Origin of the sequence: Subtercola boreus, assembly GCF_003399645.1 — a bacterium.
Classification (GTDB): domain Bacteria; phylum Actinomycetota; class Actinomycetes; order Actinomycetales; family Microbacteriaceae; genus Subtercola; species Subtercola boreus_A.
The window spans coordinates 28,478-47,373 of record NZ_NBXD01000002.1 but is presented as its reverse complement, the minus strand read 5'-3'; the positions used below and the strand labels follow the sequence as shown (position 1 = coordinate 47,373).

20 protein-coding genes are annotated in these 18,896 nt (G+C 67.3%); 9 read left to right on the top strand and 11 right to left on the bottom strand.

Features of this window, described 5'->3' with window-relative positions; translation table 11 throughout:
- Window positions 1-80: 80 nt before the first annotated feature.
- Window positions 81-1,208 (bottom strand): AI-2E family transporter, encoded by a 1,128-nt coding sequence (locus tag B7R24_RS00285; RefSeq protein WP_172582642.1) that lies wholly within the window; start codon window positions 1,206-1,208, stop codon window positions 81-83.
- Window positions 1,209-1,300: 92 nt separating this feature from the next.
- Between B7R24_RS00285 and B7R24_RS00280 the strand changes: the two genes are divergently transcribed.
- The 3 genes from B7R24_RS00280 (at window position 1,301) to B7R24_RS00270 (ending at window position 2,983) form a co-directional block, all read left to right on the top strand.
- On the top strand, window positions 1,301-2,131 hold the full coding sequence (locus tag B7R24_RS00280) for an alpha/beta fold hydrolase (protein WP_116416995.1): 831 nt from the start codon (window positions 1,301-1,303) through the stop codon (window positions 2,129-2,131).
- Between the two features lie 76 nt (window positions 2,132-2,207).
- Entirely contained in the window at window positions 2,208-2,690 is a 483-nt protein-coding gene (locus B7R24_RS00275; RefSeq protein WP_116416994.1) for a MarR family winged helix-turn-helix transcriptional regulator, read from the top strand.
- A 74-nt stretch (window positions 2,691-2,764) separates the two neighbouring features.
- The gene (locus tag B7R24_RS00270; protein ID WP_116416993.1) at window positions 2,765-2,983 is read left to right on the top strand and encodes a hypothetical protein; all 219 of its coding nucleotides are present in this window, start codon (window positions 2,765-2,767) and stop codon (window positions 2,981-2,983) included.
- Window positions 2,984-3,029: 46 nt separating this feature from the next.
- Here the strand turns inward: B7R24_RS00270 and B7R24_RS00265 are convergent, their stop codons facing one another.
- The 3 genes from B7R24_RS00265 to B7R24_RS00255 all read right to left on the bottom strand — a co-directional run bounded on the left by B7R24_RS00265 (window position 3,030) and on the right by B7R24_RS00255 (window position 5,301).
- Window positions 3,030-3,782 (bottom strand): class I SAM-dependent methyltransferase, encoded by a 753-nt coding sequence (locus B7R24_RS00265; RefSeq protein WP_116416992.1) that lies wholly within the window; start codon window positions 3,780-3,782, stop codon window positions 3,030-3,032.
- A gap of 48 nt (window positions 3,783-3,830) precedes the next feature.
- Window positions 3,831-4,691 (bottom strand): SDR family oxidoreductase, encoded by an 861-nt coding sequence (locus tag B7R24_RS00260; protein ID WP_116416991.1) that lies wholly within the window; start codon window positions 4,689-4,691, stop codon window positions 3,831-3,833.
- Between the two features lie 100 nt (window positions 4,692-4,791).
- Window positions 4,792-5,301, bottom strand: coding sequence for a helix-turn-helix domain-containing protein (locus B7R24_RS00255; RefSeq protein ID WP_116417283.1), 510 nt, complete (start codon window positions 5,299-5,301; stop codon window positions 4,792-4,794).
- Window positions 5,302-5,382: 81 nt separating this feature from the next.
- Between B7R24_RS00255 and B7R24_RS00250 the strand changes: the two genes are divergently transcribed.
- On the top strand, window positions 5,383-6,081 hold the full coding sequence (locus tag B7R24_RS00250; RefSeq protein ID WP_172582641.1) for a pentapeptide repeat-containing protein: 699 nt from the start codon (window positions 5,383-5,385) through the stop codon (window positions 6,079-6,081).
- 138 nt (window positions 6,082-6,219) lie between these two features.
- Window positions 6,220-7,620, top strand: coding sequence for a glycine--tRNA ligase (locus tag B7R24_RS00245; protein ID WP_116416989.1), 1,401 nt, complete (start codon window positions 6,220-6,222; stop codon window positions 7,618-7,620).
- Window positions 7,621-7,671: 51 nt separating this feature from the next.
- Here B7R24_RS00245 and B7R24_RS00240 read toward each other — a convergent pair whose 3' ends face one another.
- Genes B7R24_RS00240 through B7R24_RS00220 form a run of 5 tightly spaced genes read right to left on the bottom strand, consistent with a single transcriptional unit; the run spans window position 7,672 to window position 13,294 of the window.
- Window positions 7,672-8,490 (bottom strand): IclR family transcriptional regulator, encoded by an 819-nt coding sequence (locus tag B7R24_RS00240; protein WP_116416988.1) that lies wholly within the window; start codon window positions 8,488-8,490, stop codon window positions 7,672-7,674.
- Between the two features lie 46 nt (window positions 8,491-8,536).
- Entirely contained in the window at window positions 8,537-9,472 is a 936-nt protein-coding gene (locus B7R24_RS00235; protein ID WP_116416987.1) for an ABC transporter permease, read from the bottom strand.
- The gene (locus tag B7R24_RS00230; protein WP_116416986.1) at window positions 9,469-10,581 is read right to left on the bottom strand and encodes a putative B6 ABC transporter permease subunit 2; all 1,113 of its coding nucleotides are present in this window, start codon (window positions 10,579-10,581) and stop codon (window positions 9,469-9,471) included. Before B7R24_RS00230 ends, B7R24_RS00235 begins: the two co-directional genes overlap by 4 nt.
- Window positions 10,578-12,185 (bottom strand): putative B6 ABC transporter ATP-binding protein, encoded by a 1,608-nt coding sequence (locus B7R24_RS00225; RefSeq protein WP_116416985.1) that lies wholly within the window; start codon window positions 12,183-12,185, stop codon window positions 10,578-10,580. Before B7R24_RS00225 ends, B7R24_RS00230 begins: the two co-directional genes overlap by 4 nt.
- A gap of 5 nt (window positions 12,186-12,190) precedes the next feature.
- Entirely contained in the window at window positions 12,191-13,294 is a 1,104-nt protein-coding gene (locus tag B7R24_RS00220; protein ID WP_116416984.1) for a putative B6 ABC transporter substrate-binding protein, read from the bottom strand.
- A gap of 184 nt (window positions 13,295-13,478) precedes the next feature.
- On the opposite strand from B7R24_RS00220, the gene B7R24_RS00215 reads away from it, so the two are divergent.
- The 4 genes from B7R24_RS00215 to B7R24_RS00200 all read left to right on the top strand — a co-directional run bounded on the left by B7R24_RS00215 (window position 13,479) and on the right by B7R24_RS00200 (window position 17,037).
- Window positions 13,479-13,883 carry a hypothetical protein gene (locus B7R24_RS00215; protein ID WP_116416983.1) on the top strand — a complete coding sequence of 135 codons (405 nt, stop codon included), beginning with the start codon at window positions 13,479-13,481 and terminating at the stop codon, window positions 13,881-13,883.
- A 116-nt stretch (window positions 13,884-13,999) separates the two neighbouring features.
- On the top strand, window positions 14,000-14,755 hold the full coding sequence (pldA, locus tag B7R24_RS00210) for a 4-pyridoxolactonase (RefSeq protein WP_116416982.1): 756 nt from the start codon (window positions 14,000-14,002) through the stop codon (window positions 14,753-14,755).
- Between the two features lie 5 nt (window positions 14,756-14,760).
- Window positions 14,761-15,495: a pyridoxal 4-dehydrogenase, SDR-type gene (gene pldH, locus B7R24_RS00205; protein WP_116417282.1), complete on the top strand. Its 735-nt coding sequence runs from the start codon at window positions 14,761-14,763 to the stop codon at window positions 15,493-15,495.
- Window positions 15,496-17,037: a GMC family oxidoreductase gene (locus tag B7R24_RS00200; RefSeq protein WP_116416981.1), complete on the top strand. Its 1,542-nt coding sequence runs from the start codon at window positions 15,496-15,498 to the stop codon at window positions 17,035-17,037.
- Between the two features lie 52 nt (window positions 17,038-17,089).
- Here the strand turns inward: B7R24_RS00200 and B7R24_RS00195 are convergent, their stop codons facing one another.
- Entirely contained in the window at window positions 17,090-17,929 is an 840-nt protein-coding gene (locus tag B7R24_RS00195; protein WP_116416980.1) for an alpha/beta fold hydrolase, read from the bottom strand.
- Complete coding sequence (locus B7R24_RS00190; RefSeq protein ID WP_116416979.1) at window positions 17,929-18,864, bottom strand: 3-hydroxyacyl-CoA dehydrogenase NAD-binding domain-containing protein; 936 nt, start codon at window positions 18,862-18,864, stop codon at window positions 17,929-17,931. The genes B7R24_RS00195 and B7R24_RS00190 overlap by 1 nt, the downstream gene beginning before the upstream one ends.
- Window positions 18,865-18,896: the final 32 nt, after the last annotated feature.

Below are 18,896 nucleotides of genomic sequence, written 5' to 3'. Positions count from 1 at the left end.
AAACTAGGCCTGCCCACTGGGAGAAACACGAGTGCGAGGTGCGCATTGCATGTCCGTCGGAACGCGCGTGCCGCGGCGGGTCAGGCCTCCGCTGGCTCCTTCTCGGGCTCCGGGTCGGCGGGCGCTGGGCGCTCGGCGTGGTTCCACACCTTGATGGTCGCCCAGGCGACCGCCGCGATCGGCACCGCGAGCACGGCCCCGACGATGCCGCCGAGGATGGTGCCCGCGGTCAGCGCGACGAGAATGACCAGTGGATGCAGCTTCAGCGAGTTCGCCATCACGACGGGCTGCAGCAGGTTGCCCTCGAGCTGGTTCACGGCGACGACGATCAGGATCACGATCAGCGCGATGAACGGCCCGTTCGCCACCAGCGCCACGAGGGCGGCGAGCACCCCGGCCAACGTCGCTCCGATGATCGGGATGAAGGCCGTGAGGAACACGATGACAGCCAACGGCAGCGCCAGCGGCACCCCGAGCACGGCAGCGCCCGCCCCGATGCAGACCGCGTCGACGAACGCCACGATCGCCGTGCCGCGCACGTAGCCGCCGAAGGTCTTGACGGCGGTGCGCCCGATGCGCACTCCGCGATCGTGCCGGTAGCCGTGGAACGGGCGGAGGAAGAACGCCCAGATGCGGTCGCCGTCTTTGAGGAAGAAGAAGAGGATGACGATGGCGAGAACCGCCCCGGTGATCACCGAGCCCGCCGCCGAGACACTCGCTATGGCGCCGGTGCCGAACTGGCTGCTCGTCAGAAAGCCAACCACCGCGTCACGCGCGGACGTGAACTGCTCCTGTCCGACGTTGAACGGAGGGCCCTGCACGAACTGCTGCAACTGGTTGACCCCCTCGACGGCCGACGTCGACAGGTCGTTCCACTGGCCCTCGACCGCGAAAACGATGAGAGCGATGATGCCGCCGAAGATCAGGATGCCCGCGACGAGCGTGATCCAGGTCGCCAGCCCTGCCGACACGTGCTTGCGCATCACCGTGATCACCGGGCTGAGCGCGGAGGCCAGAATGAGCGCAATGAGCACCGGGATCACCACGAGCTTCAGCTGCACCAGCGCGAACACCACCGCGGCGGCGAGCACGAGCACGACGATGATCTGGCCGCTGCGCAGGGCGACCTGTCCGAATTTGTCGGTGAGCATGTCGCGAAGGCTCGGGCGGCTGGGGGCGGTGGGCTGGTCGATCATCTCGGCTGGCATACGACAACACTAGAGGCGAGCATCCGGAGCCCGACGAAGCACCGCAGAATGCACCGGACCCTTGACAGGGAAGAGGGTCGATACTGGAGATCATGGCCCTCCCTCCCGAGACTCAGTCCACGCTCGATGTGCGCGGCGCGCGCCTGGCGTACACCGATACCGGCGGCGACAGCCTGCCCCTCGTGATCAACGCGCACGGCCTCACTTCGAGTCGTGCCAGCGCGATCTCGTCGACCCTCGGCGACTATCGGGCCGTCGGCGAGACGGGCCGGCGGCGGCTCCTCTCCTACGACGCCCGCGGCCACGGAGAGTCGGGTGCGGGTGACGCGCCGCAGGTCGAGGATTTCGTCTGGACCGAGCTGGCGCTCGACCTGCTCGCCGTGGCCGATCGATTCTCACCCGACGCGCCGGTCTCGGGCATCGGTCTCTCGATGGGTACGGGAACGCTGCTGCACGCGGCCGCCCACCTGCCCGGTCGATTCGACCGCCTGGTGTTGACCGCCCCGCCCACCGCCTGGCAGACGCGCGCCGGCCAGGCCTCGATCTACACGATGATGGCCGACACGATCGAGCGGTATCCGAGCGCCGAGGAGGCCGAAGCGGCGCTGATGGCGATGTTCGCGTCGGCGCCGCTGCCGGAGTTGTTCGCCGAGCTGCCGAACTATCCGGGGGTTCCGGACGTCTCGATGCGACTGCTGCCGACCGTGCTCCGAGGTGCGGCCGAGTCCGATCTTCCGTCGTTCGAGGCGCTCGCCGAGATCATCCAGCCGACGCTCATTCTGGCGTGGGCGGGCGACCCCGCGCATCCGGTGTCGACGGCCGAGAAGCTCGCCGAACTCCTGCCGAACTCCGAGCTCGTGGTGTCGTCGACGCTGCAGGATGTTCGGGGCTGGGGTGACCGGGCCGCAGCGTTCCTCGGCTGAGTCCCGGCGTGTTCTCACGCCCCTTCCTCGGGTGGCGGAAGGTTGTTGCGTCAAGCATTGGGGTTAGGATGCTGCCATGACCGATCAGCGCTGGCTCTCCCCGGCCGAATTGAGCGCCTGGAAGAAGTTCATCGCCGTCGTCGAGCTGCTTCCCGGGGTTCTGGACTCCCAACTGCAACGCGACGCCGACCTGACGCACTTCGAGTACTTCTCCCTCGCGATGCTCTCGGAGGCGCCCGATGAGACGCTGCGGATGACCGCCCTCGCCTCGCTGACGAACTCCACCCTGCCCCGGCTCTCGCACGTCGTCTCGCGGTTGGAGCAGCGCGGCTACATCCTCCGCTCGCCCTGCGCGGAGGATCGTCGCGCGACCAATGCCTCCCTCACAGCCGCCGGTCGAAAGAAAGTCATGCACACCGCGCCCGGTCACGTGGGCACGGTTCTCGCGAACGTCATCTCGCCGCTCTCCGCAGACGACGTGAACGACCTCGACCGCATCATGGGTACTCTGCTCGAGAAGCTCGACCCGGAGAACAGGTTCCAGGCGCGCGGCGCCTAGCGTTCAGGCGGCCCGGGCGTCAAGCGTTCTGCCGCGACCTGCGTGCGTGCAGACCGGAGTGCTAGACATGACGCATGAAGAACAAAGTCGGTTTCGTATTCCTGGCGCTCGTCGCCTTCCTCGCGTACACCCTCGGCGCAAAGGCCGGTAAGGCGCGGTACAAGGAGATCTCTTCCACAGTCAACAACTTCTGGAACGACCCCAAGGTGAAGAAGGCCCGCAAGCGCGCCGTCGCCAACGCCAAGAAGGCTTCCAAGAAGGCAGCGAAGAAGGCCGAGAAGCGCTTCAAGTGATCGTCGGGCCGATTCGGTGACTGTCGCGGGCTGGGCGGGATGACGGTCATCTGAGTGGTCGCGCGATCGTCATCCGCGTCACGTACGGCATCGGGTAGACGGTTCGGTGGGCGAGGTGAGGATGCTCGTCGAGCAACTTCTCGACCCGGTCGAGCAGCGCGGCCCGCTCATCGCTGCCCATCGCGATGATGTAGCTGCGTGAAGTGATCATCGCGATCACCTGGTCGCGGGTCAGCGGATTCTCCCAGAAGAACTCCGCGTAGGCGCTGCGCTCGAGGTGTGCGCCGAGTGGCGGCTCGATGCTGTCGTAGTCTTCGGCGGCCGACGATCCCATGATGCCGGTGAGCTCTTGCACCCAGTCGACCCGGTCGTCGCGGATGTTCCAGACCAGCGCCAGCGCACCGGTCGCCTTCAGTGCGCGAGCGATCTCCGCGGAGGCAGCATGCTCGTCGACCCAGTGCCACGCCTGGGCGAACGTCACGAGGTCTGCTGAGCCATCACCGACCGGTAGGTGCTCGCCCGTGCCCTCGAGGGCCCGTACCTCGGGGAGGTTCGCGCTGAGCGTGGCGCGCATCGTCGCATCCGGTTCGACGGCGACGACCTCAGCACCGCGGTGCAGGAGGGCCGCCGTGAACTTGCCCGTACCGGCCCCGACGTCGACGAACGTGCGGCCCGCCGGCTCGCCGCCGAGCTGGGCGAGCATCCATTCCACCGCGGCGGCCGGGTAGCTCGGCCTCCCGAGTTCGTAGGCGGCGACGGCGTTGCCGAAGGAGAGAGCATTACTGGTGTCGCGCTGCATAGTGTTCTCCAGGACGGGGCGAGTGTGCGTCAGGCTGAGGCAATCGCGTCAGGATCGGGCGAGTTCCCGCAGGGTGTCAACGGCCGGTGTGGTGGGACGGCCGATGAGGGTCGAGAGGTCGTCGGAGCTCTTGTCGAGCGCGCCTGCCGCGATGTTCGCATCGAGACCGGCGACGAAGCCGGCGGTTCCCTCGTCGAGGCCCGCGGCGAGGAGGGCCGCCGTGTGGGCCTCCGTCGACAGCGACTCGAACCGTACGTCGCGCCCCAGCACCTCGGCCAGCGTCGCCGCGAACTCGGTCCCGTTCCAGGCGGTGTCGCCTGAGAGCTCGAACGTGCGGCCTTCGAGACCGTCGGTGATGAGCGAGACAGCCGCGGCCTCGGCGTAGTCGTGGCGCGAGGCGCTGGCCACGCGGCCCTCACCCGTACTGGCCGCATAGACGCCCGTCGCTTCGGCCTGAGTGAGCGTCTGGGCGTAGTTCTCGGTGTACCAGTTGTTGCGCAGGATGGTGAACGGAGCCCCGGATGCCCGCAGGTACTCCTCGGTCGCCTTGTGCTCGGGGGCCAGGATCAGATCGGTCGAGTCGGCGCGGGGCGCGCTCGTGTAGACGATGCGCGAGACGCCGGCCGCCTTCGCGGCATCGATCACGTTCTGGTGCTGCTCGACACGCCCGCCGAGGTCGCTGCCGGAGACGAGCAGAACGGTGTCGCCCCGGCCGAACACGGAGGCGAGCGTCGAGGGGTCGGCGAAGTCGATGACCGCTGTCCGCACGCCCAGCCCCTCCAGGGCTGCCACTTTCTCGGTGTTCCTCCCGGCGGCGACGATCTCGGCGGGGTCGACCCCGCGGGCGAGCAGGTTGGTGATGACGAGACGGCCGAGCTGGCCGGTTGCGCCGGTGACGACGAGTGACATGAGGGCTCCTTAAGGCGTGCGTGCGTGGTCGGGGCTCCGGATGAATCGCTGGCTCCCTGAGCGTCAACGCAGGTGCTCGCCCTGAGCTTCCCGCTTCGTCCTACGAGCTCGTCGGCTCGGGGTCTGCCTGTGCGGCCGGCGCTTTCGCGGCCGCATCCGCCGCCGCGGCCGCCGCCTTCGTGGCCTTTGCGGCCCGCGCGGACTCCAGGTACCGCATCACGTCGGCCAGCCGGAAGCGGCGGTGGGTGCCGCGGTACTCCACCGGCAGGGTGCCCTCGTTCGCGAGGCGCAGGAGGTACGTGGCCGAGATGCCGAGCAGCTCTGCGGCCTGCGAGGTGGTGAGGAGCGAATCCGTCGAACCGACCACGACTGCCTGCCCGTCGGCGAACCGCTGGAGGAGGTCGAGTACGGCGTCACGCACCTCGGTGGGCACCCGGATGGCCGTCTCATCCACACTCACCGATGCCAGCCGCCCGACTGAATCGCGGGTCGGCGTCGGACTCGACGCGGCGTCGGTGTCGGCCGAGGGGATGTTCGCCAGCGCCTGTGCGAGGCGCCCCGCCGCCGCAGCGTCGACCGCTCCTGTTGCGCGTTCCCTGAGCAGAGGCATCCGTTCTCCTGACATGTCATCGAACGCTCCATCGTAGAACGCGCCCCGGCCCATGTCGGCTTCGCCCTCTACACTCGCCGTGTGCCCCCGAAGCCCGCCCATTCGAAGCCCGCCCACCCGAAGAAGCCGCTGCCGCCGCCCTCGGTCGACTTCGAACCGATTGTGCCCGACCGCCTCACCGTGGCGGCGCTCGACGAACTGGTCGCGGGAGACAGCCGTGAGAGGGAGCACTATGAGGGCGGTGCTGCCGACGGCGAGGCGCTCACCGGATGCTCGTTCCTCGAATGCCGTTTCACCGGGGTCACGCTGACCGACGCCGAGCTTCGCGGCAGCCGGTTCGTCGAGACGGTGTTCGAGGCGCCGTTCGCCCACACGCTGAAGGCGGCGCGCACGACCTGGCGTGACGTTCGGGTCGTGAACCCGCGCTGGGGGTCGGCGGAGCTCTTCGACAGCGAGCTCGACTCCGTGCACCTCACCGGTGGCAAGATCGACTACCTCAACCTGCGGGGCTCACGTCTCAGCAACGTGGTGCTGGAGGGCTGCACCATCACCGACCTCGACCTCGCCGATGCGCGGGTGACGCGGGTGGCCTTCGTCGACTGCCGGATCGGTACGCTCGACGTCACCCGGGCATCCTGCTGCAGCGTCGACCTTCGATCGAGCGAGTTCAGTCGGCTGCACGGCATCGAGGGGCTGGCGGGAGCGACCATCGACGACCTGCAACTCTCGCTCTTCGCGCCCCTCTTCGCCGAGCACCTCGGGCTGCGGGTCGAGGGCTGACACCCGGGGGTCGACGGCCGACGCCCCGGGGGTCAGGGGCCGACGCGCCGCGTTCGTTAGAGTTGGAGGCGAAGTCGCCACCCGAGGCGTCTTCGCCGCACACTCCAGCTTTCGTATACCCGTAGGGAACACCCCACCATGGCTCAAGAGCCCCGCGAGCAGTCTCGCCTCGACGCCGTCATCGCCCTCGCCCAGCACCGAGGGTTCGTCTTTCCGTCGGGCGACATCTACGGCGGAACCCGCTCGGCGTGGGACTACGGGCCCCTCGGCGTGGAGCTCAAGGAGAACATCAAGCGCCAGTGGTGGAACACCTTCGTGCGCGGGCGCCGCGACATGGTCGGGCTCGACTCGGCGATCATCCTGCCCACTCCCGTCTGGGAGGCATCCGGCCACGTGAAGGTCTTCAGCGACCCGCTCACCGAATCGCTCGTGACGCACAAACGGTACCGCGCCGATCACCTGTTCGAGGCCTACGAGGCCGAGCACGGGCATCCGCCGGCCAACGGGCTCGACGACATTCCCGACCCGGAGCACCCGAAGAAGATCGGGCAGTGGTCGCCCATCCGCCAGATGTCGGGAATGATGAAGACCTACCTGGGCGTCGTCGACGACGAGACCGGGCTGCACTACCTCCGCCCCGAGACGGCGCAGGGTATCTTCACCGACTTCGCGGCCGTGCTGCAGACGTCGCGCAAGAAGCCGCCGTTCGGCATCGGCCAGATCGGCAAGGCGTTCCGCAACGAGATCACGCCCGGCAACTTCATCTTCCGCACGCGCGAGTTCGAGCAGATGGAGATCGAGTTCTTCGTCAAGCCCGGCGACGACGAACAGTGGCAGCAGACCTGGATGGACCTGTGCTGGAACTGGTTCATCGACCTGGGGGTGTCGGCTGACAACATCCGTTTCTTCGAGCACGCCCCCGAGAAGCTGGCGCACTACTCGAAGCGCACCGTCGACATCGAGTACAAATTCGAGTTCGCGGGCAGCGAGTGGGGCGAGCTGATGGGCGTCGCGAACCGAACCGACTTCGACCTGAAGACCCACTCCGAGGCCTCGGGCAAAGACCTGTCGTACTTCGACCAGACGACCGGGGAGCGGTACACCCCGTACGTCATCGAGCCGTCGTTCGGTCTGACCCGCGCCCTGATGGCCTTCCTTGTCGATGCCTACGACGAAGAGGAGGTTCCGAACGCCAAGGGCGGAACCGACAAGCGCGTCGTGTTGCACCTCGACCCGCGCCTGGCGCCCGTGACGGTGGCCGTGCTGCCGCTCTCCCGCAACGAGGCCCTGTCGCCGCTCGCACGGCAGGTGGCGGATGACCTGGCCGGCGAGTGGAACATCGAGTTCGACGACGCCCAGGCGATCGGACGTCGTTACCGCCGTTTCGACGAGATCGGCACGCCGTTCTGCGTCACGGTGGACTTCGACTCACTCGAAGACGCGGCCGTGACCGTGCGGGACCGCGACACCATGCAGCAGGAGCGCGTGCCGATCGCCGAGCTGCACGCGCACCTCGCGGAGCGGCTGCGTCGCCGCTGACGGGCCTCATCCCCCTCCGAAGCGGCCCGACGTCGCGACCGCGGGCGGGGGCTAGCGGCGGCGTCCGTCGAGCGCGGCGCGGAATTCTTCTGCGCCCGCGCGCACCGAACGGGCGATCTCGGTCTTGTGCTCGTCGGAGAGACGGTAGTCGGGAGCGACGATCGTGAGGGCGCCCACGAGTGTGCCGTTGGTGTGGACGCTGGCCGCGCTGGCCCAGACACCGCGGTCGACTTCGCCGGCACTCTCGGCGTAGCCGGTCTTCCGAAGCGTTTCGAGGTCGGTCTCGAGTTTCTTCTGGGCGGGCTTCGACAGGGACGGCACGAGACGGTTGAAGTACTGCGCGAGCTTCGACGGGGTCAGTTCGCTCAGGAGCAGCTTCGCGCCGGCGCCTCCGTGCAGGGGCATACGGTTGCCCGGCTGGAAGGAGATGGAGATCGGATGTTCCGACTTGGCGATGGCCAGGCAGACCGCCGAGTCGTTGACGCGTCGGAGATACAGAGCGGTCTCACCGGTCTCTTCGGCCATGGTGTTCAGGATGGGCTGCACCTGCGCGCGGAAGTCCATCGTCGCCTCTGCCGCACGGGAGAGGCGCAGAACCTGGGGTGACAGCACGAAGCGACCCTTGTCGCGCTCCTCGATGAGGTCGAGTTCGCGCAGGAGAGAGATGTAGCGGTAGGCGCTCGGAACCGAGATGTCGTGCTTCTCGAGAATGTTGTCGACCGTCAGTTCCGGCATCTGCTCGCTGAACTCGAGAAGGATCTGCAGCGCCCGACGGGCGCTGTCGACACCCTTCGTGCGCTGGGGCTCGGGTGTCGCCTGCTCAGCGGCGGGGGTCTGGGCCAGCTCGGCGTTGTTGTCGTTGGCATTCATAGTCGGCTCCGATCGATCTTATCCGCGTGTTGCTCCAGACGGGCCCTCACCGCGCTCCGCGTGTGTACGGTGCGCCCAGGGCCGGCGGCACGACGGAGCTTCGCGCGAAGACGATCAGCATCACGATGACAATGATGAACGGGAGCATCTTGATGATGTCGGCGGGCACGGTGAACCCGACCACCTGAAGTGCCGGGCCGACGGCCACGGCCAGACCGTAGACGAGAGACGTGATCATGACGACGAGGATGCGCCCCCGGGAGAGCATGGTGATGACGATCGCGATGAAACCGAGTCCGTTGGTGAGGAACGGGCTGAATGTGGCCGTTGTCAGAAGGGAAAGGTAGGCACCGCCCAGGCCGGCGAGGGCGCCGCTCAGCAGCACGGCCATCGACCGGGTGCGCATCACACTGCCTCCGGCCGCGTCGAGAGACGATGGCTTCTGCCCGGCCGAACGGGTCGACAGGCCCCAGTTCGTGCGCGCCAGGGCGAAGGCCAGGCCGAGCGTCAGCAGAATGCAGATCCAGAAGATTCCCGACTGCTGGAACAGCGCCTGGCCGATCACAGGGATGTCGGAGAGCCCCGGCAGGGTGAGCTTCGGCTGCTGGCCCAGGCTCGCGGGGGACTTGGTGTAGTTCTGCAGGTACAGCACGCTGGTGATGCCCTCGCCGATCAGTGTGATCGCGAGCCCGATGACGATCTGGTTCAGGCCGAGCCACACGTTCAGGATGAGCATGGCCAGGTTCGCGGCCACGCCGCCGATCGCGCCGCCGAGCATCCCGATCCAGAAACTGCCCGTGGTGAGGGTCACGACGAACCCGGTGTAGGCGCCGACGAGCATCACGCCCTCGATGCCGAGGTTGAGCACGCCCGCCTGTTCGCCGAGGGTCTCCCCGACCGCGGCCAGCATGAGGGGCATCGCCTGAGCGATGACCGTGGCGATGAAGACGGTGACGAAGGCTGCCGAGAGCATGTCGCTCATACCGGGGTCCTCTCGGACTCGGCGCGGAGGGGAACCGGCAGGCTGCGCCTGAGGCCCGGCGGAAGGTAGCTCTGACCGAGTCGGCGGCGCTCTCCGATGTACTCGGTGACGGTCATGAAGAGCAGGATGAGGCCCACGATCACCAGGAGGAAGTCCACGTTCAACCCCGCCTGCTGGCTGGCCAGCGTTCCACCGGTCGCGAGTACGGCGTAGAACGCCACGAACGGAATGGCGGCGACCGGACGGAATCGCGCGAGGAACACCAGTGGCATGACTGCGTCGCCGTACCGGGGGTCCCAGTCGGCCCGCTGGTAGCTGAACTGGCCGAGAATGTCGATCGATCCCGCGAACGCGATCAGACCGCTCGAGAGAGCGAACAGCAGAATGACCATCCAGGTCGAGTTCAGCCCCATGTGGCGGGCCGCCTTGGGGCTTGCGCCGAAGATGTCCACCCGCAGTCCGAAGGAGGTACGGCTCAGAACGTACTGCGCCACGATGGCCAGCACGATCGCCAGCACGAAGCCGATGTGGATCTCGGTGCCGGGAATGTAGGGCAGCAGATCGGTGTCAGGAATGACCGTGGTCTGCGGCGTCGAGGTGCCGGGGTCTTTGAACACGCCCTTGATGAGCAGGTTCACGACCCCCACGGCGATAAAGGACATCACCAGCGACGTGATGATCTCGTTGGTGCCGTACCGGGCCTTGAGCAGCGCGGGGATGAGCGACCACACGGCGCCGGCGAGGATGGCGACGATGAAAACGATGATGGTGGCGAGGAAGGCGGGCATGACCGCGAACAGCATCGGCCCGAGCCCTGACGCGACGACGGCGCCGAGCAGGTACTGACCGTTGTAGCCGAGGTTCCAGAGCTGGCCGCGAAAGGCCACGATGAGTCCGATGGCCACGATCAGCAACGGCGACATCAGCGAGAGGCTGCGCTGCCAGTTGCTGCCGGTGATGCCGTACTTCCACACGCCGGCGAAGAAGTCCAGCGGGTGGGCGCCGATGGCGAGCATGATCAGGCCCGAGACGAGCAGCGCCAGCAGCACGGGTACGACGGATCGCACGAGACCCTGGGCCAGTCGGGGGGCCGAGCCGGTTGGTTTCATCGGTCAGTGCCTTCGATCGCGCCGGTCATGTACTGGCCCACCTTCTCTGCCGTTCCGGCTCCGTCGTTCACCACGGAGCCAACAAGGCGACCCCGCGAGATGACGTCGATGCGGTGGGAGAGCTCGATGAGCTCGTCGAGGTCGGTGGAGAGCAGCAGCACAGACCCGCCCTTCGCCGCGAAGTCGATGAGTATCTCCCGCACCAGGCGCACGGTCTTCAGATCCAGCCCGTAGGTGGGCTTGTTGACCACGACGAGCCGTGCGCCGTTGGTGAGTTCGCGGGCCAGGAGGATCTTCTGGATGTTGCCCCCGGAGAGGGTTCCGGCGCGAGTGCCCGGCGACGGAGTACGGATTCCGTACTCGTCGATCAACCGCCTTGCCTCGGTGTCGACAGCCTTCGGCTGGATCCGGCCCGAGCGCCAGAAGGGCCGCTGCCCGATGCGTTTGATCACGAGGTTGAGTGCGACCGACATCGAGCCCACCGTGCCCTCGTAGAGCCGGTCATCCGTCACGTATCGCACGCCGAGTTGCTGGCGGCTGTGCACGCCCGAGCGGGTGATGTCGGCGCCGTCGAAGATCACGGCCCCGGATGACGCCGAGCGCTGCCCGGCGACGACCTCGGCGAGCGCTGCCTGGCCGTGGCCGTCGATGCCGGCAATACCCAGGATCTCGCCCTCCCGCACCGTAAGCGTGACGTCTTCGGCCTCGACGTCGCGCCCGCTCGCGCGGCTGGTCACGCCCCGCAGCTCGAGGCGGACGGGGCGCGTGTCGGCGTCGATGGAACGCGACTCGAGGGTGGCCTCGGCTGCGCCCGCGAGCTCGGAGGCACTTTCTCCGGCCGCAGCGAGGTCGTCGCCGAACATTGCGGCGAGGATGGCGTCACGCGCCTGGTCTTCGGTGTAGGAGGCGAGCTCGTCGACCCCGATGGTGCCGACGTTGCGGCCGCCGCGGAGGATGGTCACGCAGTCGCCCATCGCGTACGCCTCGCGCAGCTTGTGCGTGATGAGCACGACGGCCAGGCCCTGGGCCTTGACCCGGGCGATGCTCTCCCCGAGGTGTTCGATGGCCTGCGGGGTGAGCATCGACGTGGGCTCGTCGAGGATCAGCAGCCGACTGCCCTTCCACATCGCCTTGGCGATCTCGACCTGCTGCTGCTGCCCGAGCCCGAGGTCGGAGGCCAGAACGTGCGGGTCGATCTGCACGCCGAGCAGGTCGGCGAGTTCGGCGAGCCGCTCGGCCGCCCGCTTCTTGTCGAGCATCACGCCGGTCTCGCCGAGCATGAGGTTCTCGAGCACGGTGAAGGCGGGAACGAGGGTGGAGTGCTGGTGCACCACTCCGATGCCGTGGTCGACGGCCACCTTCGGCGACGAGATGTCGACGATCTCGCCGCCGATGGCTACCGTTCCCGAATCGGGTTGCTGCATACCGGCGAGGATGCTGATGAGCGTCGACTTGCCAGCCCCGTTCTCGCCCAGCAGGCAGTGCACCTGGCCGCCGACGATGTCGAGAGAGACATCGTCGTTGGCGATGACGCCGGGGAACGCCTTGGTGATGCCTCTCAGCGAGATGACGTCACCCGTGGTCAGTGCACCGGCGATGGTCATCGTGCTCAGGCGCCCTTCTTGGCGGCGATCACCGCAGCGACCTCGGCCGCCGAGGTGGCGATCGTCGGCTTGATCGATCCGTCGATGATGCCCTGCGAGGCCTTGTCGACGGCAGCCGTGATGTCGGCGGTCATGGCATCGGTCTTCTGCAGGTACATGCCGCCGTTCTCGACGTCGACCGGGTATGTCTTCGTTCCGAAAGTGCCGGCGTCGACATCCTTGATCGCCGCCACGTAGGCGGGTTCGTAGTTCCAGCGCACCGAGGTGAGGAGCTTTCTCGGGTCGCTGAGGCCGGGGGTGACGTCGCCGATGTCGGCGATGTACTTCACACCCGCGGCAGCATCGATCGCCTGAAGGTAACCGTGCGTCGCACCGTCGCCCATTCCGAACACGACATCCGCTCCAGAGGCGATGATCTGTTCGGTGGCGGTCTTTCCCCCCGCGGCGTCGGCATAGGCTGCCGGACCGACGGAGGTGTAGAGCACCTGAATGGTCGGGTCGACGCTGAAGACGCCCTCTGCGAATCCCGACGACATAGCGAACCAGTTCGCGTTGTCGGCCGACACCACGATTCCGACCTTCTTGGTGGTCGTCGACATCGCGGCGGCGATGCCGGCGAGGTAGCCGCCCTCCTGGCCTTCGGGCTTGGCTGCCGCGATCTGTCCGGGCACGTTCTCGTCGGCGCCGGCATCCTGAATCAGAATGGGGACCTTCTTGGCGGCCGCGGTGCTGGCGGCGCCCACGTTGTACCCCGAGGCGTGAGCGACGATGAACTGCGCTCCTCCGTCGGCCACCTGGGTGAGGACGGTCTCGATGTTGTCGTAACCGGCGTCGGGCACGACGGTGACAGCGATGCCGAGCTCTTTGGCTGCGTCGTTCGCCGCGTCGATACCGGCCTGGTTGTAGCCGTAGTCCGACTCGTTCTCGGGGGCGACAAGCGCGAACTGGGTGACCGTGGTCGCGGCCGACGATGCTCCGGAGCTGCTGGAGTCGCTGGAACCGCGGCCCGATGAACAGGCGGCGAGGCTGAGGGCCAGCGCGCCGGAGACGGTGATGACCGTCAGGCGCCTGGCGGTGCTGCGGCGGCTGCCGCTGGTGAGACTTGTCATTGCCGGGATCTTCCTCTCAAGGTGATGGGCCCCCGGGTTCAGGTGCTGCGATAGCGAAGTTCTCTTACATTGTGCAGGGGTGACGCTACGATATGAGAATTTACAACAGATGCCAAGCTTGAAATTCAGTTGTTACACGCTCGAAACACGCTCCGCCAACGATGACGTACGAGGAGGTTGTCCTATGAAACGCCGCACCCCGATGGCGCTCGTCGTCGCGCTCACGCTGGCGCTCACGGCCTGCGCCGGCTCGCCTCAGCCGTCGACTCCGCTGTCGTCTCAGGATGCCGCCGCACTCGAGACGCTGGCCCAGGTGGCCGGTCCGACGTCGAACGTCGACCCGGCCGAGATCACCAGTACGGAGTGCTGGCTGCCGTCTGAGCATCTCGTCATCGACGAGACGGTCAGCGCCTCCACCTGGCGGGTTCTCTGCCGAACGCACTATGTCGATTCGAGCGGTGACCGTTATCAGGACGCGACCTGCGTCGGTGACTTCGATGCCCGGCCGATGCTCGACCACTGCTACCGCTGGGCCTACTACACGGGAACGCCCCGCTTCGAAGACGCCCCCGCTGTCGCGGCCGGGTGAGCGGGTCCGTGTTACCGGCTCGTAAACTCCCCGGCCGACGCTTGACAGGCCTGTCACAATTCTCATAGCTTGATTGATTGTTAACGTCTGATGATAATTTGTGAAAGCGGGACTTTATGACAGACCCGAAGGTCTATCTGCTCGACGGCGGCACGCTGGTGATCGATGAGTCAGACGTGCACTGGCACATCAACGCAGGCAACCCGGTGCGTTTTCCCGTGTACAGCGTGCTGGTCGAGCATCGCGACGCCCTGATCCTCTACGACACCGGTTTCGACCTCGACCACGTCAATGCCGTGCTGCCGTTCGAGCTGCCCCTGCAGACGCCCGAGCAGACCATTCCGGCGCAGCTCGCCGCCTGCGGCTTCAGCCCCGACGACGTCGACATCGTGGTCAACTCGCACTTCCATTTCGATCACGTCGGCGGCAACAAGCACATAACGAAAGCGGCGACCCTGGTGCACAAAGAGGAGCTCCGCCACGCCAAGGTGCCTGAGCCGTTCGAGCGCCTCGGCTACTCCGACCTGTCGTTCGACCACGCCGATGTGACGTACCGCCCCATTTCGGGCGACTACGAGATCGTTCCGGGTGTCTGGCTGTTCGAGACTCCCGGCCACACCATCGGCCACTACTCACTGCTGGTCGAGCTCGAGAATGACCGCAGCATGCTGTTCTGCGGCGATGCGGCATACACCCGCACGACACTCGAGAAGGAGTGGATCGCGGGCTTCCACCTCGACCCCACGAAGTCGGTCGAGGCAATCCGCCGCCTCAACTACCTCGCGCGAACGAGAGACGCCGACATCTATCCCTCCCACGAGCTCGCGTCGTTCCAGGAGTGGAAGCTCGCTCCCCACTATTACGGAGGATGAAAGACATGCCTGAGACAACACAACGCGTCGCCCTCGTCACCGGTGCTGCGCAGGGGATCGGGGCGGCCATCGCCGACGAGCTGGCCGCCGACGGGATGCTGGTGGTCGTCGCCGATGTGAACCTCGAGGGTGCCGAGGCGGTCGCCGCCCGCAACTCCGGCGTCGCGAAGCTGCTCGATGTGAGCGACCCCGAGCGGGTGCAGGCCGTCGTCGACGAGATCGTGGCCGAGTTCGGTCGCATCGATGTTCTCGTCAACAACGCCGCGCTCGTACCTCTCACGCCCTGGGCCGAAATCTCCTTCGAAGAGTGGCGAAAGGTCATGTCGGTCAATCTCGACGGCATCTACCTGACGACCCACGCCGTCACCGCGGTCATGGGCAAGGCCGGCTACGGTCGCATCGTCAACATCGCCTCCAACACGTTCGTGGCCGGCACGCCGGACTGCGCCCACTACGTCGCCACCAAGGGAGCGTCGATCGGCCTGGTTCGCGGCCTGGCCGGCGAACTCGGCCCCCTGGGCATCACCATCAACGCGGTCGCTCCCGGCATCATCGCGAGCGAGGGTGTGCTGTCGGGGCCGCACGAGGCCGGGTTCGAGTTCGTCGTTCCGATGCAGGCCATCAACCGTCGTGGCCTACCGCGCGACGTCGCGCCGGCCGTCGCCTTCCTGGCCTCGGAGAAGGCGGCCTGGATCACCGGCCAGACCCTCGTGGTCGACGCCGGCCACACCCGCAACTGAATGGGCGCCGACGTTCTGATCATCGGGGCCGGCTCGGCGGGCAGTGTCGTCGCCAACCGGCTCAGCGCCGACCCGACCAGGCGCGTGACGGTGCTCGAGGCGGGCACCAGGGTGACCGACCCCGAGATGCGGCGGCCCGAACTATGGCCGTTCATCCACGGCCGGTCGTACGACTGGGCCTACCGCACCACGCCGCAGGCCGGTCTCGCTGGGCGTTCACTCGACTGGGCGCGCGGCAAGGGACCCGGTGGGTCGAGCCTCGTGCACGCGATGGCGCACATGCGCGGATGCCGTGCCGACTTCGAGCGCTGGGTACAGCTGACCGGTGACGACCGCTGGTCGTGGGACTCCCTGCTGCCGGCATTCATGCGTTCGGAGAGCTTCTCGGGTGGCAGAGATGAGGTGCACGGAGATACCGGCCCCCTCCCCGTGCTGCTTCCCGGCCCCGAGGCCTCGAGCCCCCTGGTGCTCGACTACCTCTCCGCCTGGGAGGCGCTCGGAGTCGCCCGCATCCCCGACCACAATCGCGGCGAGATGATCGGGGCCACCCCCAACTCGCTGACCATTCGGGGCGGCGAGCGGGTGACCGTCTGCGATGTCTATCTCGACCCGGTGCTCGAACGGCAGAACCTGACTCTTGTGACCGGGGTGACCGTTCACCGCCTCCTTCTCGACCACGGCCGGGTCACCGGTGTCGCCGTGACCCGGAATGGCCGGAGCGAGGTGCTTCAGGCCGACGAGGTCGTTCTCTGCGGTGGATCGATCGGCGACCCGCTGTTGCTCATGAGGTCGGGTATCGGCGATCCGGAGGTGTTGCGTGCGGCCGGTGTCGAGACCGTGGTCGAGTCGCCGCAGATCGGCACCAACCTGCACGACCATCTGCTCGGCGCGGGCAATCTGTATTCGTCGCGGATTCCGGTTCCGCCGACGAGGCTGCAACTCTCGGAGTCGATGACCTACCTCTCACGCAATGGGATCGCCGAGACATCCGGAGTCGTCGATCTGGTGGTGGGCTGCGTGGTGGGCCCGAGCGCCTCGGAGTCGCTGGCGCCGGATGCGGCGGGCGTGAACCCCGGAGAGGGCTACACGCTGCTGTTCGGCGTCACCAATCCGACGAGCCGAGGTTCGCTTCGCATCTCGGGGCCCGACATCGAGAACGAACCGGTGATCGATCCGAACTACCTCAGCACCGAGCACGACCGGGACATGTTTCGACTGGCGCTCGAACACGCCCGGTTGGTCGGCGGGTCGGAGGGGCTCGCCCGCTGGCGACGCGCCGAAGTACTGCCCGTCGGGCCGCTCTCGACCCGAGCGGAGGAGGATGCATTCATCGCCCGCGCCGCGATCACGCACCATCACCCGGTCGGCACCCTGAGCATGGGCCGTTCCGATGAGGCGCCCGTGACGCCGGATCTGCGACTGCGCGGAGTGGACGGGGTGCGCGTCGTCGACGCCTCGGTGATCCCCTCCATCACGGCGGGGCCGGTGCATGCTGCCGTCCTGGCGATCGCCGAGACGTTCGCGGCCTCCTACCCGGGGTAGACCGCGTAACCGGCCCAGGCGGGTGATCGGTCGTGCCGGAAGGAGCGGCCGGTCAGGTGTCGAGAGCGCGAGCGATCTCGACGGCGACGAGCTCGGGTCGCTCCTCGGGAATGTAGTGGTCGGCGCCCGCGACCTCGACCCAGCGGTCTGCGGGCCGGTCGGCGATGGTTCTCAGCCAGGCGGTCGGGCTGACGAGCGCGCTCTTACTGCCGCGGAGGTGGGTCATTGGCACGGTGACCTCGCGGAATTCCCGATCGTAGGGCGTACGGAAGCCGTCGATGAGCTTCGCCATCGCCGGCGCTGACGCCCGCGGTACCCACTGCCCGTCAGCGAGCAGACGGTAGCCCCACCGGGTTCGCCGCTCGATCGCGCCGGGCAGGATGGCCGGGTAGCGGCCTCGAAGATAGGCCTCGATCTCGTCGGGTGAGGCGAACGGACGAAAGCCGAGGGCGACGCGTTCCTCGAGCTGGTCGAGCACGGGCATCTCGACGTAGGGGGAGTAGTCGACGACGACGGCCCCCACGACCCGGTCCGGATGCCGCGCCGCGGCGAGCCAGGCATTCCGCCCGCCGAGAGAGTGGCCGGCCACCAGGGCCTGCTGCACCCCGAGGGCATCGAGCACAGTGATGACGTCGGTGACGAAGTCGTCACCCGAGTAGCCCTGGGCCGGCTTGTCGCTTCGCCCGTGGCCGCGCTGGTCGAGAGCGATGACGGTGGCCCGCCCTTCCAGCGCATCGCCGACCGGCTCCCAGACGGCGTGGTTCGCCGTGGTGCCGTGCAACAGCACGACGGCGGGGCCGGAGCCCCGCACCCGGAACGCGATGTCGACGGGAGCGTTCCGGGTGCGGTGGAGGTCATCGCCGATGCTCTCCACCGCAGGGCCGTCGACCATCAGACGTTGGGAATGGTGGCCAGCGTCTTGCGGGCGGCGATGAGACCGGTGATGATCTCCTTGCGCTTGGCGTCGACGTCGCCCTCACCATATTCGTACATGCCGCCGTTCGACTTGAAGCCGAGTTTGCCCGCCGCGATCTTGTCTTTGATGAACTGGGGTGTGTCGGTGCTCACGTCGAGGTCTTTGTTCAGGTAACCCGAGACGGCCTGGTAGATGTCGAGCCCCGCCATGTCGAGAAGCCTCGTTGGGCCGATGACAGACAGCTTGTAGCCGATGCCCCACTTCACGCAGGCATCCAGGCCCTCGGGCGTGACGATGCCCTCTTCGAGCAGCGCCATGCACTCGCGGAGGATCGCGTAGAGCACGCGGTTCTCCACGAACCCGGGAATCTCCTTCTCGAGCACGGGCACGTAGTTGAACGCTTTGACGATCTCGGTGAGCTGGCCCACGAGGGCCGGATCGGTGGCGGCGCCCGGAATGATCTCGATCATCGGGATGAGGTGCGGCGGGTTCGACCAGTGCATGCCGATGAGGCGTGCGGGCACGGTCATCGACGTCGCCATGGTGCTGATCGGGATGCCGGAGGTGTTGGTGGCGATGATGACGTCGTCGCCGATGCGCGCCTCGAGGTCGGCGAACACCTTCTGCTTGAGCTCGAGGATCTCGGGCACGGCCTCGATGATCAGTTCGGTGCCGACGAGGGCCGCGTCGAGGTCGGTGCCGAAGCTGACAGAACCGCCCGGGGCGGAGGGCGACTCCACGGCCGCGAGCACACCCTGCACGACGCCGTAGGCGGCCTCGGCGCGGGCGATCGCGTCTTCAGAGATGTCGTACAGACGCACCGTGGCGCCCGCTCGCGCCAGAACGGCCGCGATGCCGGGGCCCATGGTGCCCGATCCGATGACGGTGGCGATGGAGGGAAGGCTGCTCATCTGTTGCTCTCTTTCACGAAGGGGTGGGATGT

Coding starts and splice junctions, on each gene's coding strand:
- B7R24_RS00280 (WP_116416995.1), top strand. CDS start 1,301: ATGGCCCTCCCTCCCGAGACTCAGTCCACGCTCGATGTGCGCGGCGCG.
- B7R24_RS00195 (WP_116416980.1), bottom strand. CDS start 17,929: ATGGTCGACGGCCCTGCGGTGGAGAGCATCGGCGATGACCTCCACCGC.
- B7R24_RS00275 (WP_116416994.1), top strand. CDS start 2,208: ATGACCGATCAGCGCTGGCTCTCCCCGGCCGAATTGAGCGCCTGGAAG.
- B7R24_RS00255 (WP_116417283.1), bottom strand. CDS start 5,301: ATGCCTCTGCTCAGGGAACGCGCAACAGGAGCGGTCGACGCTGCGGCG.
- B7R24_RS00265 (WP_116416992.1), bottom strand. CDS start 3,782: ATGCAGCGCGACACCAGTAATGCTCTCTCCTTCGGCAACGCCGTCGCC.
- B7R24_RS00260 (WP_116416991.1), bottom strand. CDS start 4,691: ATGTCACTCGTCGTCACCGGCGCAACCGGCCAGCTCGGCCGTCTCGTC.
- B7R24_RS00235 (WP_116416987.1), bottom strand. CDS start 9,472: ATGAGCGACATGCTCTCGGCAGCCTTCGTCACCGTCTTCATCGCCACG.
- B7R24_RS00225 (WP_116416985.1), bottom strand. CDS start 12,185: ATGACCATCGCCGGTGCACTGACCACGGGTGACGTCATCTCGCTGAGA.
- B7R24_RS00285 (WP_172582642.1), bottom strand. CDS start 1,208: ATGCCAGCCGAGATGATCGACCAGCCCACCGCCCCCAGCCGCCCGAGC.
- B7R24_RS00240 (WP_116416988.1), bottom strand. CDS start 8,490: ATGAATGCCAACGACAACAACGCCGAGCTGGCCCAGACCCCCGCCGCT.
- B7R24_RS00270 (WP_116416993.1), top strand. CDS start 2,765: ATGAAGAACAAAGTCGGTTTCGTATTCCTGGCGCTCGTCGCCTTCCTC.
- B7R24_RS00245 (WP_116416989.1), top strand. CDS start 6,220: ATGGCTCAAGAGCCCCGCGAGCAGTCTCGCCTCGACGCCGTCATCGCC.
- B7R24_RS00200 (WP_116416981.1), top strand. CDS start 15,496: ATGGGCGCCGACGTTCTGATCATCGGGGCCGGCTCGGCGGGCAGTGTC.
- pldA (WP_116416982.1), top strand. CDS start 14,000: ATGACAGACCCGAAGGTCTATCTGCTCGACGGCGGCACGCTGGTGATC.
- B7R24_RS00220 (WP_116416984.1), bottom strand. CDS start 13,294: ATGACAAGTCTCACCAGCGGCAGCCGCCGCAGCACCGCCAGGCGCCTG.
- pldH (WP_116417282.1), top strand. CDS start 14,761: ATGCCTGAGACAACACAACGCGTCGCCCTCGTCACCGGTGCTGCGCAG.
- B7R24_RS00190 (WP_116416979.1), bottom strand. CDS start 18,864: ATGAGCAGCCTTCCCTCCATCGCCACCGTCATCGGATCGGGCACCATG.
- B7R24_RS00215 (WP_116416983.1), top strand. CDS start 13,479: ATGAAACGCCGCACCCCGATGGCGCTCGTCGTCGCGCTCACGCTGGCG.
- B7R24_RS00230 (WP_116416986.1), bottom strand. CDS start 10,581: ATGAAACCAACCGGCTCGGCCCCCCGACTGGCCCAGGGTCTCGTGCGA.